At 51.3% G+C, this 18,968-nt stretch carries 14 protein-coding genes; all 14 read right to left on the reverse strand.

The window, feature by feature from the left end; translation table 11 throughout:
- Positions 1 to 1,202: 1,202 nt before the first annotated feature.
- Entirely contained in the window at positions 1,203 to 1,493 is a 291-nt protein-coding gene (locus H5336_RS02650) for a GIY-YIG nuclease family protein (protein ID WP_185231173.1), read from the reverse strand.
- A gap of 1,478 nt (positions 1,494 to 2,971) precedes the next feature.
- Positions 2,972 to 4,651, reverse strand: a complete 1,680-nt coding sequence (gene rpsA / locus H5336_RS02655; protein ID WP_185231175.1) for a 30S ribosomal protein S1 — start codon at positions 4,649 to 4,651, stop codon at positions 2,972 to 2,974.
- 159 nt (positions 4,652 to 4,810) lie between these two features.
- Positions 4,811 to 4,954 carry a hypothetical protein gene (locus H5336_RS02660; RefSeq protein WP_185231177.1) on the reverse strand — a complete coding sequence of 48 codons (144 nt, stop codon included), beginning with the start codon at positions 4,952 to 4,954 and terminating at the stop codon, positions 4,811 to 4,813.
- 119 nt (positions 4,955 to 5,073) lie between these two features.
- The gene (gene lapB, locus H5336_RS02665) at positions 5,074 to 6,258 is read right to left on the reverse strand and encodes a lipopolysaccharide assembly protein LapB (protein WP_185231179.1); all 1,185 of its coding nucleotides are present in this window, start codon (positions 6,256 to 6,258) and stop codon (positions 5,074 to 5,076) included.
- 3 nt (positions 6,259 to 6,261) lie between these two features.
- Positions 6,262 to 6,570: a LapA family protein gene (locus H5336_RS02670; RefSeq protein ID WP_185231181.1), complete on the reverse strand. Its 309-nt coding sequence runs from the start codon at positions 6,568 to 6,570 to the stop codon at positions 6,262 to 6,264.
- On the reverse strand, positions 6,570 to 7,268 hold the full coding sequence (gene cmk / locus H5336_RS02675) for a (d)CMP kinase (RefSeq protein ID WP_185231183.1): 699 nt from the start codon (positions 7,266 to 7,268) through the stop codon (positions 6,570 to 6,572). The genes H5336_RS02670 and cmk overlap by 1 nt, the downstream gene beginning before the upstream one ends.
- 16 nt (positions 7,269 to 7,284) lie before the next feature.
- A complete protein-coding gene (gene pyrF, locus H5336_RS02680) occupies positions 7,285 to 7,986 on the reverse strand; it encodes an orotidine-5'-phosphate decarboxylase (protein WP_185231185.1) in 702 nt (233 codons plus the stop codon).
- Between the two features lie 661 nt (positions 7,987 to 8,647).
- Positions 8,648 to 9,007, reverse strand: a complete 360-nt coding sequence (locus H5336_RS02685; protein ID WP_221627971.1) for a ComEA family DNA-binding protein — start codon at positions 9,005 to 9,007, stop codon at positions 8,648 to 8,650.
- Positions 9,008 to 9,327: 320 nt separating this feature from the next.
- A complete protein-coding gene (gene cysN, locus H5336_RS02690) occupies positions 9,328 to 10,731 on the reverse strand; it encodes a sulfate adenylyltransferase subunit CysN (RefSeq protein WP_185231187.1) in 1,404 nt (467 codons plus the stop codon).
- A 172-nt stretch (positions 10,732 to 10,903) separates the two neighbouring features.
- Positions 10,904 to 11,815, reverse strand: coding sequence for a sulfate adenylyltransferase subunit CysD (gene cysD, locus H5336_RS02695; protein ID WP_185231189.1), 912 nt, complete (start codon positions 11,813 to 11,815; stop codon positions 10,904 to 10,906).
- A 76-nt stretch (positions 11,816 to 11,891) separates the two neighbouring features.
- Positions 11,892 to 14,120: a bifunctional prephenate dehydrogenase/3-phosphoshikimate 1-carboxyvinyltransferase gene (locus tag H5336_RS02700; RefSeq protein ID WP_185231191.1), complete on the reverse strand. Its 2,229-nt coding sequence runs from the start codon at positions 14,118 to 14,120 to the stop codon at positions 11,892 to 11,894.
- Positions 14,104 to 14,697, reverse strand: a complete 594-nt coding sequence (gene cysC, locus H5336_RS02705; RefSeq protein ID WP_185231193.1) for an adenylyl-sulfate kinase — start codon at positions 14,695 to 14,697, stop codon at positions 14,104 to 14,106. Before cysC ends, H5336_RS02700 begins: the two co-directional genes overlap by 17 nt.
- A gap of 26 nt (positions 14,698 to 14,723) precedes the next feature.
- Positions 14,724 to 15,809, reverse strand: coding sequence for a prephenate dehydratase (gene pheA / locus H5336_RS02710; RefSeq protein WP_185235603.1), 1,086 nt, complete (start codon positions 15,807 to 15,809; stop codon positions 14,724 to 14,726).
- A 149-nt stretch (positions 15,810 to 15,958) separates the two neighbouring features.
- Positions 15,959 to 18,541, reverse strand: coding sequence for a DNA gyrase subunit A (gyrA, locus tag H5336_RS02715; RefSeq protein ID WP_185231195.1), 2,583 nt, complete (start codon positions 18,539 to 18,541; stop codon positions 15,959 to 15,961).
- Positions 18,542 to 18,968: the final 427 nt, after the last annotated feature.

An 18,968-nucleotide genomic window follows, 5' to 3' on the forward strand; every position in this document is an offset into this window, starting at 1 on the left:
GTCCCCGCGTTCGCGAGGACGACGGTATAACCTCGGTGGAATGTCGTTCTCGCGTATGCGGGAATCTAGTGTTTACGGGTTCATTCGCTCTGCTCAAGCGTGGGTCACCGCGTACGTGCACTACTGTGCCCGGTAAAAAAGCAGAATGGGCACTTAGGTGTTGGCGGGTGAGACGTATAGCGTTATTCCTCCACTTTAAACCGGGGCCATCCTTCCCAACGCAGGGCCCCATGTTTAAATATGGTGCGAGAGCCGGAAAACACTGGGTCCCCGCGTTCGCGAGGACGACGGTATAACCTCGGTGGAATGTCGTTCTCGCGCATGCGGGGATCTAGTGTTTACGGGTTCATTCGCTCTGCTCAAACGTGGGTCACTGCGTTCGCGAGGACGACGGTATAACCTCGGTGGAATATCGTTCTCGCGTATGCGGGAATGTAGTGTTTACGGGTTCATTCGCTCTGCTCAAACATGGATCCCCGCGTTCGCGAGGACGACGGTATAACCCCGGTGGAATGTCGTTCTCGCGCATGCGGGGATCTAGTGTTTACGGGTTCATTCGCTCTGCTAAAACATGGGTCACTGCGTTCGCGAGGACGACGGTATAACTTCGGTGGAATGTCGTTCTCGCGCATGCGGGAATCTAGTGTTTACGGGTTCATTCGCTCTGCTCAAACATGGGTCCCCGCGTTCGCGAGGACGACGGTATAACCTCGGTGGAATGTCGTTCTCGCGTATGCGGGAATCTAGTGTTTACGGGTTCATTCGCTCTGCTCAAGCGTGGGTCCCCGCGTTCGCGAGGACGACGGTATAACCTCGGTGGAATGCCGTTCTCGCGTATGCGGGAATCTAGTGTTTACGGGTTCATTCGCTCTGCTCAAACGTGGATCCCCGCGTTCGCGAGGACGACGGTATAACCTCGGTGGAATATCGTTCTCGCGCATGCGGGAATCTAGTGTTTACGGGCTCATTCGCTCTGCTCAAACATGGATCCCCGCGTTCGCGAGGACGACGGTATAACCTCGGTGGAATGTCGTTCTCGCGTATGCGGGAATCTAGTGTTTACGGGTTCATTCGCCCTGCTCAAACGTGGGTCCCCGCGTTCGCGAGGACGACGGTATAACCTCGGTGGAATTTATTGTGAATAACCGGGCAAGGTGTCAGGAGGGCGTGTAGTGGGTGTTGGTTTTTTTACTGGGTAACCGCTAAAGTAAATTTGGGTACAAATCCAGCCAGTTGGGATTTTCACTTTCTATCAATTCTATCTTCCACGCTCTATTCCACTTTTTTAATTGTTTCTCTCGCGAAATAGCGCCGGTCATATCCTCGAATTGCTCAATATAAACCAGTGTTGATAGGCCGTACCGTTTGGTGAAGCCCTGAATCAGGTGCTCCTTGTGCTGCCATACTCGCTTAACCACGTTTGATGAAACGCCCACGTAGAGCGTACCGTGACGCTTGTTGGTGAGGATATAGACGGTTGGGTGTTTTTCCATTATGCATCCTTTCTTTTTTAGTATTGATTTTACGTTCCATGGCGTTTTTTTGACCTGCTTGGCTTTGGTATAGACTCTACATCGATTTTCACTGATGGCAATACTTGTCGTACCCACGTTTTTTTCTTGTCGCCTTCCTCGCGAATGCGGGGATCCAGTATTTTCGAAGGTTGGTGACACGCTGGAGCATGGATCCCCGCGTTCGCGAGGATGACGGGGGTGGCGCGTGGATGGCGGGATTGCGTGGATTGCGGGGGTGGCCGGGAGCGGCGCGGGGAATACTTGTCGTACCCACGTTTTTTGCTGGTCGTCTTCCTCGTGAATGCGGGGATCCAGTATTTTTTAAGGTTGGGGCCGCACTGAAGCATGGGTCCCCGCGTTCGCGGGGATGGCGGGGGTGGCGCGTGGATGGCGGGATTGCGGGGGTGGCGCGGGGATGATGGGGGCGGCGCGGGGGTGGCCGGGTGCGGCGCGGGGATGACGAGGGTAACGCGGGGGTGGCCGGGTGCGGCGCGGGGATGACGAGGGTAACGCGGGGGTGGCCGGGTGCGGCGCGGGGATGACGAGGGTAACGCGGGGGTGGCCGGGTGCGGCGCGGGGATGACGAGGGTAACGCGGGGGTGGCCGGGTGCGGCGCGGGGAATACTTGTCGTACCCACGTTTTTTGCTGGTCGTCTTCCTCGTGAATGCGGGGATCCAGTATTTTCGAAGGTTGGTGACACGCTGGAGCATGGATCCCCGCGTTCGCGAGGATGACGGCGGCGGCGCGTGAGTGTCGGGAGCGGCGCGTGGGTGTCGGGAGCGGCGCGTGGGTGTCGGGAGCGGCGCGTGGGTGTCGGGAGCGGCGCGTGGGTGTCGGGAGCGGCGCGGGGGTGGCCGGGAGCGGCGCGGGGATGACGAGGGTAACGCGGGGGTGGCCGGGTGCGGCGCGGGGAATGCTTGTCGTACCCACGTTTTTTATTGCTCGTCTTCCTCGCGAATGCGGGGATCCAGTATTTTTTAAGGTTGGTGCCGCACTGGAGCATGGATCCCCGCGTTCGCGAGGATGACGGGGGCGGCGCGTGGGTGTCGGGGGCGGCGCGAGGATGACGGGGGCGGCGCGGGGATGACGGGGGTGGCCGAGTGCGGTGCGGAGAATGCTTGTCGTACCCACGTTTTTTGCTGGTCGTCTTCCTCGTGAATGCGGGGATCCAGTATTTTTTAAGGTTGGGGCCGCACTGAAGCATGGATCCCCGCGTTCGCGAGGATGACGGGGCGGCGCGAGGATGACGGGGCGGCGCGGGGATGACACGCTTAGCGCGAGAATGACGTGGGTAGCGCGAGGATTACGGGGGCGGCGCGTGGATGCGAGTACGATAACTTTTTAGGCAGGGTATTTCCATACAACGGCGAAACGCTGCTCACCTGGAATAAAAAAACGGTGCTCCCTTTCGGGAGCACCGTTTTTATTTAACTAAAGGAAAAACGCGTTTTGCGGTTTAGCCCTTACTTTTCATTTCGGCCTTGATCAGGTCACCAATGGTCGCTGGAGCAGCTTGCTCGGCGGCTTTGGTGCTGTGCTCTTTGATCGCTTGCTTTTCATCGTCGGTATCTTTGGACTTGATACTCAACATGATAGTGCGGTTTTTACGATCAACGTTGGTGATTTTGGCTTCAACTGCTTCGCCTTCTTTCAGTACGTTTCGGGCATCTTCTACCTTGTCGCGGCTGATTTCAGAGGCTTTCAGTGTGGCTTCAACATCGTCGGCCAAGGTGACGATCGCTTCTTTCGCGTCTACAGACTTAATAACGCCGTTAATGATGGTGCCTTTGTCGTTAGTGGCCACATATACGGAGAACGGATCTTCGTCTAGCTGCTTAATGCCTAGGGAGATACGCTCGCGCTCTGGGTCTATTGCCAGTACAACGGTTTCTAGCTCGTCACCTTTTTTGTACTTGCGTACAGCTTCTTCGCCAGCTTCGTTCCAGCTGATGTCGGACAGGTGAACCAGGCCGTCTATGCCGCCGTCTAGGCCGATAAAGATACCGAAGTCGGTGATGGACTTGATTTTACCGGAGATTTTGTCGCCTTTGGCAAACTGGTTGCTGAAGGCATCCCATGGGTTTTCTTGACACTGCTTGATGCCCAAGGAAATACGACGACGCTCTTCGTCGATATCCAGAATCATTACTTCCACTTCGTCGCCCAGGTTTACAACCTTGCTTGGGTGGATGTTTTTGTTGGTCCAATCCATTTCGGAAACGTGTACCAAACCTTCAACGCCCTCTTCAATTTCGGCAAAGCAGCCGTAGTCGGTAAGGTTGGTGATGGTGGCTTTAACTTTGGCGCCTTCTGGGTAACGCTGGGTAATTGCTGCCCATGGATCTTCACCCAATTGCTTAAGGCCCAGAGATACACGGTTGCGCTCACGGTCAAACTTAAGCACTTTAACGTCTATTTCGTCACCAACGGCAACAATTTCGCTTGGGTGCTTGATACGCTTCCAGGCCATGTCGGTGATGTGTAGCAGGCCGTCTACGCCGCCCAGGTCAACGAAGGCACCGTAATCGGTAAGGTTCTTAACGATACCTTTAACAGACTGACCTTCTTGCAGGGTTGCCAGCAGCTCATCACGCTCTTCTGTGTTGGCTTGCTCCATAACCGCACGACGAGATACAACCACGTTGTTGCGCTTTTGGTCTAGCTTGATAACTTTAAATTCTAGCTCTTTACCTTCCAGGTGAGTGGTTTCGCGTACAGGGCGTACGTCTACCAATGAACCTGGCAGGAAGGCACGAATGCCAGCAACGTCTACGGTGAATCCACCTTTAACCTTGCCGTTAATAATACCGGTAATAACTTCTTCGTTTTCGTGAGCAGCTTCCAGTACCTTCCAAGATTCTGCACGCTTGGCTTTTTCACGAGACAGGCGGGTTTCACCGAAACCGTCTTCTACGGTTTCTAGGGCTACCTGAACTTCATCACCAATTACGAGTGTAAGTTCACCTTTTTCGTTGAAAAATTGTTCGGCGGCGATAACGCCTTCGGACTTGAGGCCGGCGTGAACTGTTACCCAGTCCTGATCAATATCGATTACTACGCCAGTTACGATGGTGCCGGGCACCATGTCGATGGTTTGTAAACTCTCTTCAAAGAGTTCTGCAAAGCTTTCGCTCATTCCATTACCTATATATGAATGCCGTATTGCCAGTATACGGGTCTGTTTTTGAATACCATAAGCGCTCCACGTCTGGCATCGGAGCATCTATGGCGGATTTCGAGGGGCGCGACGGTAACAGTTTATTGAACAAATCTCAAGCGGTTTTAGGGGGGAGAGTCACTGCGCAACGGTACGCTTCGCTTCTGGAACACCTTCGGCTTCTGAAGCGGGCTGCGCCCTGTGGGAGTCGCTGCGCAACGGTGCGGTGCGCTGCGCTGCTGGTGCGGCTTCTGGTAGGCGAGAGACTTCGCCGTATCGCAAAGTAACTCTCCCTTTTACTAGAAGCGGCCAAGCCGCGCACCAGAGCGAAGCGTTCCAGCAGGGCGAAGGCCGCTCCAGAAGCCGAAGGCGCTCCGTTGCGAAGCAACTCCCCTCCCCCTTCATCTCGCTGCGATGGTGCTCCAGGTTTTGCATTTGGGGCACAACCAATGGAGTTGTTCACCGCGAAAACCGCAATCGGAGCATTCGTATTGCAGTTTGTCGTGGGTGAGCTTTTCGAGTACGCCTTTTATGGTGTTGTAGTTGAAGCCTACCCATTGTGAGGTGTTGTTGGATACCACTTCTAGCAGTTCGCCTGCGGCTTCCATTTGCGGGAAGTCAGGTAGTTCGTGAAGTAGGAAATCGACAACTACGTCTTCGCCCTGCTCTTCGGCAATGGCTTTTGCTAGGTAGTTAAGCGCGGGCAGACTTTTGTTTTCATTGTATATATCGCGAAATAACGCTGTCATTTCAACAGCGCTATCTAGGTTGTGAAAGCTGTCGTAGATAAGCGGCAGTGCTTCCGATACGAACCTGGGGTTTTGCCTGGGTACTTTTCTCAGTACCGCTAATGCAACGGCTGGGGAATCGTCTTGCAGCTCAATTTTTGCTTGCAGCAAGCTAGCCCTTACGCAGCCTTTGTCGTAACGCAACGCATTGCGCACCAATCGGCGCGCTTCGGTAAGTTCATTTTGATTCAACGCTTCTTCGGCTAGCTCGCAACTAAACTGTGCTTGTGTCTCGCGCCATTTGTCGGGCGCGGTACTGAATTTTTGCGTGGTTAACCGGTCGGCTACGTCAATGGCCGGCAGCCATTCTTTGGTGTCTTGATACACTTCCAATAAATACGATAGTGCTTTCTCGCGAATATTTTTGTCTAAGCCGCTAACATCCGCCAGCTCTTTAAAGAGGGTTTCGGCTCGGTCTAATAACCCGGAACGTAAAAAATCTATAGCCAACTCTAGCTGTGCTAAATGTACCTGCTGTTTACTCAGGCTAGGCCGTGCCAGTAAATTTTGGTGAATACGAATAGCCTGGGCGGTTTCACCTTTTTTTCGCAATAGGTTGGCGAGCGCTAGGTGGGTTTCTAACGTTTCACTGTTAACGTCTAGCGCGGATATAAAAGAATCGATGGCGGCATCGGGGTCATCGTTTAGGAGGTGATTTAAGCCTTGATAATAAGGTTTGCGGGTAAAGCCCCCCGAGCCGGTGCGCGATTTATGCTTAAATCGAAATTGCAGGTAGGCAAGCCCGTAACCTGTGGCCAACGCGATAAAGAAAAGACCAAAAACCAAACCGCCCGTCATGGGTTATTGCTCCAGCATTTGTGCGGTGCGTAACTTTTCCATTTCTTTACGTGCTTTACCTAGCTCTCGCTGGCGAGAAAAAAGTTTGGCGCGAGCTAAAAGCCAGGTACCAAACCAGCCAATAACAACACCTGTAGCAAAGGTAATGCAAAGATAGAAGCCAATGCTAAATTCAGGTAGGTTAAAGCCAAATAAATTTATGCTTACATATTCGGAGTTGTAGAAGGCTACCCAACCACCAATGGTTAACACAACCACTAACCATATAACTACGAATAAATTTCGAATTAATCGGGCGAGCTTTGCCAACATTAGTTTTCTCCAGCGGCTAAGAGTTTTCGGCTTTTAGCTTCAGCCATTATACTGTTATGCACTTCGGTTATAGACATTTGAGTGCTATCCAACACTAGCGCATCTGCTGCGGGTATTAAGGGGGCGGCACTTCGGTTTTGGTCGCGCTCGTCTCGGGCTTGAATGTCTTGTAGGATTTTTTCTGAGTTTACGCCTTTTACCCCCGCCTCTTCCAATTGCTTCACTCTTCGCCGTGCACGTTCTTCGGCGCTAGCGGTAAGAAATATTTTAAGCGGTGCCGCGGGGAATACTACGGTGCCCATATCGCGACCATCGGCAACAAGCCCCGGTGCCTGCTGGAAATTTCGCTGGCGCTGCAATAAGGCCTCTCGCACTGCGGGGTAGGCCGCCACGGTGGATGCTGTCATGCCGACTACTTCTTCGCGTATCGCCTGGGTTACGTCTTGCCCGGCCAGTAACACTAAAACCTGCGCAGGCGTTACTTTGAATTCTATTTGTAGCTGCTGGGCTTGCTGCGTAACCTGGCTTTCGTCAGCCGTATTAACACCCGCTTTTATACACGCTAGTGCGGTAAGCCTATACAGCGCCCCGCTGTCTAGCAGTGAATAGCCTGTGGCTTCTGCAAGCAATTTGCAGATTGTGCCCTTGCCCGAGCCACTGGGGCCATCCACGGTGATAACCGGTATATGCTGGTTCATTACATTTAGCCCCTGTTTAAATGCGTATACTGCTGGCTATAGCCGCACAGGCTTGCGCTGGATTTTCTGCTTGGGTAATTGGCCGGCCAACGACAATGTAGTCACTGCCGTTCGCCATTGCTTGCTCGGGCGTTACCACTCGCCGCTGGTCGTCCTTTTCTGCTGACGCCGGGCGTATGCCTGGGGTTATAGACAGAAATGCACTGCCCAAAGCTTGCTTCATACCCGCCACTTCCATAGCCGAACTAACAACGCCATCCATGCCCGAGGTTTTCGCCAACTGCGCCAACCTTGCAACGAGCTGCTCGGCTGAATCTTCAATGCCTAGACCGCGCAAATCGGCGTCGTCCATGCTGGTTAGTACGGTAACCGCTATTAGCAGGGGCGCCTGCCGACTCTGTTGGAGTGCTTCGCGCGCGGCTTCCATCATACGTTGGCCGCCTAGTGCGTGAACATTCACCATCCACACGCCCAAGGCAGCGGCGGAGGAAACAGCACCGGCAACGGTATTCGGTATATCGTGGAATTTAAGGTCGAGAAATACGTCAAAGCCCAATTTTTGTACGGACTCAACGATTGATGGGCCGCAGGCCGTAAACAGTTCCTTACCGATTTTTAAGCGACAGTCCGCAGGGTTTAACTGCTCAACAAGGCTCAGGCATTGAGCGGAATCTTTGTAGTCCAACGCGACCAATAGGCGCGGCCCAGTATCTTTCATATAACAATCTCCAATTCTGCCGGTATTTTACATGGCTATCGAAAAATTTGCCGATGAATGAACACGACATTCGAGGAAAACTTTGGGGGTTCTTCTGTGGGTGCGTTTGCGCTGCTCCACAACCGCCGCTGCTTAAGCTCCCGTTTAATACTGGCCGCCCTAACTTGCGTACGCGTAATAGGCATAATGTTAGACGCTTACCCTAAACCCTATGCACGGTCGACGCTTGCATTGTATGGGTGCAAATTGGCCGTAATTTTTGGCCATGCCCGCAAACGCAGGTGTGCATTTGTGGGTGCCCACCAAGGCTTCAGAAACACCAAGCTTCGGCATTCGCAAGCGTGACGGAACGGGAGGTGTGTGAGGATTTTACTCTCTCCCCGAGTAGCCGTGCGCGAATACGGGGATCCATTTGTGGGTTTAAGCAAGGAGCCTGGGTATTTACACCCTAGGTAGGCCTCTAGAGCGGTTCGCTGCTGTGATGAGTCAGGTTGAGCACGAGTTGAACGCGAGTGGTGCATGCGCTGCGTGGCTCTAGCGAGGGGTAAACATGATAACGCGGCTGTTAACTTTGCGAGCTAATGGAGCAATGTTTTTTGGGGGGGGGAGTTGATGCACCGACGGCTGACTGGTGCATAAGGTTTAAGTATAAGCTTGGTGGCTAGAGCACTATCTTAGCTTTGTTTTTAGCAATAGTAGATTCACCTATGCCCTTCACAGCGGTTAACTCTTCGGCAGACTTGAATTTACCATTGGCTTTTCGGTAAGCCACTATAGCCTCTGCTTTTGTTAAACCAACACCGTTCAATACTTCGGCAATGGTGGCGGCATCGGCCTTGTTTATATTCACCTTTGCGGCTGGCATTTCTGCAACCGGCTTTTTAGCCTCTGCTTTTGCAGCTGTCGCGGTGCCAAAAGGTGCGCCCACGAGCAAGCAGATAACGGCCACAGCCAGCATGGCGTTATACAACTTATGGCTAATGCGGTTTTGAATTGCGTTTACAACGGTTCCATTTGTCATTTCGATCTCCTGAATGGGTTAAGTAATTCATTCTTGATTTTGCGACCCTTGGCCACGGAGAGAACTTTAAAAAAATAACGGCTTTTTGTCTTGCCGACTTGGCACATAAAGTTTGTAGGAAATAAACGGCGCCGGGTGTAGGTTTTTTCTGGATAAGGGGAGGTAGGGGGTTGTTTTGCAACGGTATGGTGGGGGTTGCTGCACAACGGTACGGCCTTCGGCCTACTGGTGCGCTGCTTTGCCGCTTCTGAAAAAAATGGGGGGAGTTGTTTTGCAGCGGAGCGCCTTTGGTTGGGGGCGCTTCGCTGCGGTTGCGGGTTTTACAGCTTTTTTGCTTCCCAGTGGGGGAAGTGTTTGCGGACTAGTGTGTTTAGTTCTAGTTCAAACTCTGAATATTGCGCTGCATTCTGCTGTTTGGCTTCCAGGGCTTCTATGACCATACCCGCACCGACCGTTATGTTGCTTAGGCGGTCAATAATAATGAAGGCACCGGTTGCGCGGTTTTGTTGGTAGGGGTCTACCACAACCTTTTGCTCTAGCTGAATATCTACCACTGCAATATCGTTGAGATCCATTGCCTCTACTTCGGACTTGTCGAAGGTGTTGACGTCTATACGGTATTCAATGTCGGACACGTTGCCGGGGGTTACCTTGCCAGCAAACTTAAAGAAGTACTGCTTACCGGGCTTTAATGCGGTTTCAGACATCCATACTAAATGGGCGCGCATACGGTCTGAAAATGTAGGGGTTGTATTTGCGTGAACCAGCATATCGCCACGGCTAATGTCGATTTCAGTTTCCAGCGTGAGTGTTACCGACTGGCCGACGAAGGCTTTTTCCAGTTCTTGCTCATAGGTTACTATCGATTTTATACGGCTGGTTTTTTCCGACGGGTACACTTTTACTTCATCGCCTTTTTTCACCACACCGGATGCAACGGTTCCACAGAAACCTCGAAAGTCTAGGTTCGGGCGGTTAACGTATTGCACGGGGTAACGAAATTCTTGCGTGTTTTTATCTTCTGCAATAACGACCGTTTCAAGAATTTCCATTAGCGACTGCCCTTTATACCAAGGCGAGCGCTCACTTTTATTCACAACATTGTCGCCCTCTAGGGCCGACATAGGCACAAAGTGGAGTTCTGCCGCATTCAGTGATTTTGAAAGCTGTAGATAGTCCGCTTTAATCTCTTCGAATTTCTTCTGGTCGAAATCTACCAAGTCCATTTTATTAATGGCGACTACCACATGCTTAATACCCAACAGCGATGCGATATAAGAATGACGACGTGTTTGGGTTTGCACGCCGTAACGGGCGTCGATAAGAATAATGGCTAAATCGCAGGTGGATGCACCGGTTGCCATGTTACGGGTGTACTGCTCGTGCCCTGGGGTATCGGCAATAATAAATTTGCGTTTGGCGGTAGAGAAATAACGGTATGCCACATCAATGGTTATACCTTGCTCACGCTCGGCTTGCAGTCCATCAACCAACAACGCCAAATCTACCTTCTCTCCAGTAGTGCCGTGCTTCGTGGAATCCGAGGTAACGGCTGCCAGCTGATCTTCATAAATCATTTTGGAGTCGTGCAACAGACGGCCAATTAATGTTGATTTGCCGTCATCCACGCTGCCACAGGTAAGAAAACGCATTAACTCTTTGTGTTCGTGTTGCGCGAGGTAGGCGTCGATATCTGTTTCAATTAAATCTGATTGATGGGACATGGGTAAAAAATTTCTCCGAAATTTGGTGCGCCGCTACGCGGCTGCTAGAGCGCTTCGCTTCTGGTGCGGGCTGCGCCCTGCTAGAAAGGCGTTTTCTGTCTTCCAGAAGAGGGCTTGCGACCGCTTCAGACTCCAGAAGCGGTGTGCCGGCGCTCAACGCTACGCGTTTATATTAAAAATACCCTTCTTGCTTTTTCTTTTCCATGGAACCGGAGGAATCGTGGTCGATGACCCGGCCCTGGCGCTCCGATGTTTTGGTCAACAGCATTTCCTGAATAATTTCCGGTAGCGTTGTTGCTGTAGATTCAACGGCGCCGGTAAGTGGGTAGCAACCCAGTGTACGGAAACGCACCATTTTTTCTTCAATTTTATCGTTTTCGCCTATTGGCATACGCTCGTCGTCTACCATTATGAGCACACCGTCTTTTTCTACGACTGGGCGTTTGGCGGCAAAGTAAAGCGGTACGATTGGTATGCCTTCTAAATGAATGTATTGCCAAATATCCAATTCTGTCCAGTTAGACAGCGGGAATACCCGAATACTTTCACCTTTATCGACCTTGCCGTTATACAAGTTCCATAACTCTGGACGCTGACTTTTTGGGTCCCAGCGGTGGTTCTTGTCACGGAAGGAATACACTCGCTCTTTTGCGCGAGACTTTTCTTCGTCGCGCCTGGCACCACCAAATGCCGCATCAAAACCGTGCTTGTCCAGTGCCTGCTTAAGCCCCTGGGTTTTCATTATATCGGTATGCTTTGCACTGCCGTGGGTAAAGGGGCCAACGCCCATGTCTACGCCGTCTTGGTTTATGTGAACAATTAAGTCCCAACCCAAGTCTTTAATGCGTTGCTCTCGAAACTGGATCATTTCCTTAAATTTCCAGGTGGTATCCACATGCATTAAGGGGAATGGCGGCTTTCCGGGCGCGAAGGCTTTCATGGCCAGGTGCATCATTACCGCGGAGTCTTTACCCACGGAGTAAAGCATTACCGGATTATCGAATTCGGCGGCAACTTCTCGAATGATGTGAATGCTCTCTGCCTCAAGCTGCTTGAGGTGAGTCATGCTGTATTCTGTAGACATTAAAATTAGCCCTGACTAATACAAATCTGTTTGTGTTCAGAAAATTTCGGCGATTATAGCGGCTTAGTCGATAAATTTAATAACTTTTTACGTCTAAGCTTATTCCCACCTTTTTCGCCAGCTCCACAAAGTTGGGGAACGATGTGGATACGTTTGCACAATTGTTCACCTCAATCGCACCGGTAGCGCGCAGGCCAGCAATGGTAAACGACATGGCAATGCGGTGGTCATGGAAGCTTTCGACCTTGCCGCCCGTAAGCTGGCCGCCGGTAACAATAATGCCGTCGGGTGTGGATTCACACTCAATGCCAAGGTTGGCCAAGCCATCGGCCATCGCTTGAATGCGGTCGGTTTCTTTCACCCGTAACTCTTCGGCACCGGTAACCACGGTTTTACCTTCGGCACAGGCAGCCGCTATTAACAGAGCGGGGAATTCGTCGATGGCCAGAGGCACTTGGTCTTCTGGTACTTGAATGCCTTTCAGTGGTGCGTATTGCACGCGGATATCGGCCACGGGCTCGCCACCCACTTCGCGCTCATTCTGCAGCGACAGGTTTGCGCCCATAAGCTTGAGAATATTGATAACACCAATACGCGTTGGGTTTACGCCAACGTGGGTAAGGGTAATATCGGACCCCGGCGATATAGCGGCGGCCACCATATAGAAAGTGGCCGAGGAAATGTCCGCCGGAATATCAATATCGGTTCCGGTAAGCTTACCGCCGGGTTTCACTGATACAGCATTACCTTGACGCTCAACCCCGTAACCAAACCCCTGAAGCATACGTTCGGTATGATCGCGCGTGGGCGCCGGCTCGGTAACACGGGTTTCACCTTGAGCATACAGCCCTGCTAATAGCAGGCAAGATTTAACCTGTGCGCTGGCCATAGGCATATCGTACTGGATACCCTTCAGGTTTGCGCCGCCGTGAATTTTTAACGGTGGACGACCTTCTTCGGCTGTGCCAATTATGGCTCCCATTTCGCCTAGCGGCTTGGCCACGCGGTTCATCGGCCGCTTGCTTAGCGAAATATCGCCGGTTAGCTCGCTGTCGAACGATTGCCCCGCGAGTATGCCCGAGAGCAAGCGCATAGAGGTGCCCGAGTTACCGACGTACAGCGGCCCTGTTGGCTTTTGTAGCCCGTTTAAGCCTACGCCATGCACGGTAACGCTGCCGTTATCTGGGCCTTCGATTACCACGCCCATATCACGGAATGCCTGCAGGGTAGCCAGTGCATCTTCGCCCTCCAGAAAGCCTTTAATGTTGGTGGTACCCTCTGCGAGGGAGCCCAACATAATGGATCGATGGGAAATGGATTTATCGCCGGGGACACGAATACGACCTTTTACGGTTCCACCGGGAGCCACTGTGTAAACAATATTTTTTTCTTCGGAGTTCTGCATAGTTTTAAGGTAAGCGGAGTGCTCTAGCATTTTGGTGAATCGGTCCCGTGCAAATTTTGCGCGGGTAAAAACACCGGTAATTTCAGTTGCATTCTCTTCTTCAATGGCCGCGCGCAAACGCCCCAAGTTGGAAGAAAACAGATCAATAGCGTCTAATACGCTTTTTTTATTTGCGAGCATTATATCTCGCCACATAATCGCGTCGCTGGAGGCGATACGCGTAAAATCTTTAAACCCGCCCGCCGCATAACGAAAAATATTTTCATTTTGACTGTCGTGGGCTAGGGTATCGACAAGCGAAAAAGCGATAACGTGGGGTAAATGGCTGGTAGCCGCCAAGACAATATCGTGGTCTTGCACCCCCATTTCCAGCACTTCGGCCCCAACCAGTTCCCACATGAAACGTACGGCTTTGACCGCATCGGCATTATTCTCTGGTACCGGCGTGAGAATGACGCGATGATTATGATACAAGTCGGGGTTAGAAGCTTCTACACCACTTTGTTCCGACCCGGCAATGGGGTGACCCAATACAAAATTTGCGGGGTATTTACCGTAAATACTTTGCACATCGATTAAAACACTGCCTTTTACACTGGCGCCGTCGGTAATAATAACCTCGGGGCCAACACACGCTTTTAGCTCGTTCAGAATTTTGGCAACGGTAAGCGTTGGCACGGCAATAAAAATAATATCATTACGCCCCAACTGCCCGGCTATTTGCTCTACGCCGGTAACGGCTTCGTCGACAATGCCCATTGCCATAGCCTGCTCACAGGTTTCCTCTCTGCGAGCAACGCCAATGACTTTTTGACAAGCACCCGACTGCTTCAAAGCCGCGGCTAAACTACCGCCAATGAGGCCTAAACCAACAATTACGACTTTATTTAATTCGGTCATGGCTAATCAGGTACTCAATAATATCGGCTACACATTCGGCAACGGATTTTTCTTCTGTATTTAACGTTAGCTCAGGTGCTTGTGGTGCTTCGTAGGGTGAATCTATGCCCGTAAAGTGTTTTATTTCACCTTTTCTCGCACGCTTATATAAACCCTTCGGGTCGCGACCTTCACAGATATTAAGCGGCGCGGACATGTGAATTTCAACAAACTCCCCCTGCGGGAACAAATCGCGTGCTATTTGTCTGTCGGAGCGGAAAGGCGAAATAAAAGCGCTTAATACAATAAGCCCTGCATCAACAAATAATCGCGACGCCTCGCCGATACGACGTATATTTTCTTCTCTGTCTTTGTTGCTAAAGCCAAGGTCTTTATTTAAACCATGGCGTACATTATCGCCGTCTAGCAAATAAGTGCGCTGCCCACGTTTATGTAACGCACACTCTAAGCCATTGGCGATAGTCGATTTACCCGAACCACTCAGCCCCGTAAACCATATTAAACAGGGCTTCTGTTCGTTCAGTTCCGCGCGCATTTGTTTGGTAACGGCAAGATTTTGCCAAACGATATCAGTCATAACGTTATCCGGTTATAGGAAACCGACTAAAGAACGCCCTTAGGGTAAGAGCCCAGAATTTTCAGGTCTGACACTCTTTGCCCTACTTCGGCAAGCGCCGCCTGAACCACTGAGTCTGTTACGTGGCCTGAGAAATCAATAAAAAAGACGTAATTCCATGTGCCTGTTGGTGATGGGCGCGTTTCAACGCGCGTGAGGTCTATGCCGTGCCGATGGAACGGCTCGAGCAGCTCGTGCAGGGCGCCCGGCTCGTTGCGGGTGGATACCACCAACGATGTTTTGTCGTCGCCACTGGGCCCTACATCCTCGGAACCAATAATAAGAAAGCGTGTGGAGTTGTCGGGCTGGTCTTCAATATTTTGTGCGTAGCTGTTTAAGTCGTATAAATCTGCGGCAATTTCACCGGCTATGGCAGCAGCATTCCACTCGCCTTTTACTCTACGCGCCGCTTCTGAATTGCTGTTAACGGCAATTCTTTCGGCGCCGGGGAAATGTACGTCGAGCCATTTACGGCACTGAGACAACGACTGGGCGTGGGAGTACACGCGCGAAATATTCTCTACCCGTGTTACATCGGCCACTAAAAAATGGTGGTGTATACGTAAAACCACATCACCACAAATTTTTACGTTACTGTTTAAAAAGTTGTCGAGCGTATGGGTAACCACACCTTCGGTAGAATTTTCTACGGGTACAACGCCGTAGTGAGCAGCACCGGAAGCTACTTCGCGAAACACTTCATCGATAGCGGAAAGCGATACGGTTTTGGCAGAATGGCCAAAATGTTTGAGCGCAGCCTGCTGGGTATAGGTTCCTTCTGGGCCAAGATACGCAACCTTTACCGGGCACTCTAACGCTAAACACGCCGACATAATTTCGCGAAACAGACGCGCGTATTCTTCGTCGTGAAGCGGGCCTTGGTTTCGTTCCATGGCCTTGCGCAATACTTGCGCTTCCCGCTCGGGACGGTAGAAATGCGCAACATCTTCGCCGGAATAACGTTTTTTAATTACCGCCACTTCCTGGGCGCAACGAGCGCGATCGCTGATTAACTCACCGATCTTTTCGTCAACCGCGTCTATCTTGTCGCGCAGTAGCAACAGCTCTTGCATTTCTGCGCTCTGGTCCGATTCGTTACTCACTCGTCACTCATTTTGTTAGCTATTAACCCGGTTAACCCATACACCATAAGCTGTTTTAGCTTGTGACGCTGGCAATGTGCAATCAACTCAGGGCGCACATTGCGCCTTGGGTTGTTGGACTATTCGCCTTCGTCGCCAGCTTCGGAGTCGTCGTCTGCGACGACATCATCCAGCTGCTCGGCGATACGCGCAACTCCGACGATATGCTCACCCTCTTTCACTCGAATTAAGCGAACGCCTTGGGTGTTTCGTCCGAGTACCGATATTTCATCGCCGCGGGTTCGTACCAGTGTTCCCTGATCCGAAATCAACATGATTTCATCGCCGTCAAAAATTTGCGTTGCCCCCACCAATTCGCCATTGCGATCACTGGTTTGCATAGCAATTACACCTTGCGCACCACGCCCCTTGGTTGGGAAGTCGGCAACATTGGTGCGTTTGCCGTAACCATGGGCGCTAACGGTGAGTACTTTACCGTCTTCAGCAGGAATAAGCATGGCGATTACATGGTGCTCTTCCGACATGCGAATACCGCGTACACCCCGAGAAACACGACCCATTGAACGAACCTGAGCCTCGGCAAAACGAACGCCTTTACCACTGGAACTAAGCAGCATAATGTCTTTTTGACCATCGGTAATAGCTGTACCCACTAGGTGGTCACCTTCTACCAGATCAATTGCACGCAAGCCAACGGAGCGAGGGCGAGCGAACTGAGACAATGGTGTTTTCTTTACGGTTCCGTTGGAGGTTGCCATTACAATAAATTGGTCATCATCGAACTCGCGTACCGGCAAAATTGAGGTAATACGTTCACCTTCATCAAGCGGCAACAAATTCACCATAGGCCGACCACGGGATTGACGCCCGGCAACGGGAATTTGGAATACTTTCAACCAAAATACTTTACCGGCATTAGTGAAGCACAACAGGTAAGCGTGAGTACTGGCAATGAGCATATGCTCAACAAAATCTTCATCTTTTACCGATGTTGCTGCCTTACCCATACCGCCTCTACGCTGTGCTTGGTAGGCGTCCAACGGTTGGGTTTTAGCATAGCCACCGTGGGAGATGGTAACTACGCGATCTTCTTCTGTAATCAGGTCTTCAACGGTGAGGTCTAGCTGGGAGTGCTGAATTTCAGTACGACGTTCATCGCCGTATTCCTCTTTAATGGCTTCCAGCTCTTCGCGGATAACTTCCATCAAGCGAAGCGGGTTGCCAAGAATTTCGAGGTATCCGGTAATAAGTAAAAGCTTTTCTTCGTATTCGGCCAGTAGCTTATCGTGCTCCATACCGGTAAGACGATGCAGTTGGAGATCTAGAATGGCTTTTACTTGGCGAGGCGAAAGGTAGTATTCCCCCTCTCCACGCTTCCCATATTCTTCACCTAAGTCGTCGGGCTTACAGGCGTCTTCTCCTGCGCGCTCCAAAAACTGGCTAATGGCACCGGTCGGCCAGCCTCGCGCCAGCAACGCTTCTCGCGCTTCGGCAGGGCTTGAAGAGGCCTTGATTAAGGTAATAACTTCGTCAATGTTAGCAATAGCAACGGCTAAACCTTCTAGCACATGACCACGCTCACGCGCTTTACGCAGCAGGTATACGGTACGACGTGTAACCACTTCGCGGCGATGCTTGACAAAGTATTCAAGCATTTCCTTGAGGTTAAGCACCCGAGGCTGATCGTTAACCAGCGCTACAACGTTGATGCCGAATACACTTTGCAACTGGGTTTGAGCGAACAGGTTGTTCAACACAACATCGCCCATTTCGCCGCGTTTAATTTCAATCACTACGCGCAAACCGTCTTTGTCGGACTCGTCGCGTATTTCAGAAATACCTTCTAGCTTCTTATCTTTTACCAGCTCGGCAATTTTTTCGATAAGCCGGGCTTTGTTAACCTGATAAGGTATTTCGTTGATGATGATGGTGTCGCGGCCAGTTTTTGCGTCGGTTTCGACATCGGCCTTAGCGCGCACATAAATGCGCCCACGCCCGGTTCGATACGCCTGAAGAATACCGGCCCTACCATTAATAATACCCCCCGTTGGGAAATCTGGCCCGGGGATATATTCCATCAATTCATCGATGGTTAAATCGGGGTTATCAATTAGGCCAAGACACCCCGATACAACCTCTCGCAAATTATGCGGTGGGATATTGGTGGCCATACCCACGGCAATACCCGAGGAGCCGTTAACCAACAGATTAGGTACTCGCGTAGGCATAACCGCCGGAATGTGTTCGGTACCATCGTAGTTGGGTACGAAATCGACCGTTTCTTTATCCAGGTCCGCAAGCAGATCGTGTGCAATCTTCTTCATGCGAATTTCGGTGTATCGCATGGCTGCAGCGCTATCACCGTCAACGGAGCCGAAGTTACCCTGACCATCTACCAGCGTATAACGCAGCGAAAACGGCTGAGCCATACGTACAATGGTGTCGTATACCGCAGAATCACCGTGGGGGTGATACTTACCGATTACGTCGCCCACTACACGTGCAGACTTTTTATAGGGTTTGTTCCAGTCGTTGTTGAGTTCGCTCATCGCGAATAGTACTCGACGGTGTACCGGTTTAAGACCATCGCGGACATCTGGCAAAGCCCGCCCAACAATTACGCTCATTGCGTAGTCGAGGTAGGATTGCTTGAGTTCGTCTTCGATGCTTACGGGAAGGATTTCTTTTGCAATATCGCCCATGTATGTCTCACCCGCTAAGCGGGAATTGCCTTATTGTTGTTGGTTGCCCCGTAGAGAGGAAACTACGCTCAAATAAACGGCGAATACTACCATAAAATCAATATGATAAGCACACCCAGCCGTCGTCACAGACCATAATTTTGCGGGTATACTGGCAGCCCCCCGCCGTGTCCAATTAATCCACCGGTATTCTGTGTGCGCTGTAACAGCTTTTATGGGTATACGTTATGGGGAATTAGAGTGAATTACCTTAGATTACAGGGCATTATCGCCAAATATTACTGGGGTCGAGCGCGTACTGTTATGCTCCCGGCGCCAGCGCTGTGCTAAGGCGCGCATAACTAAGCGCAATTCATTACGAGACTTTTCAACACTAAACACCGGAAATTACACGACTTCTGGCTACCAAAGTCCTCGCAATAACCGG

Source organism: Teredinibacter franksiae (assembly GCF_014218805.1).
Classification (GTDB): domain Bacteria; phylum Pseudomonadota; class Gammaproteobacteria; order Pseudomonadales; family Cellvibrionaceae; genus Teredinibacter; species Teredinibacter franksiae.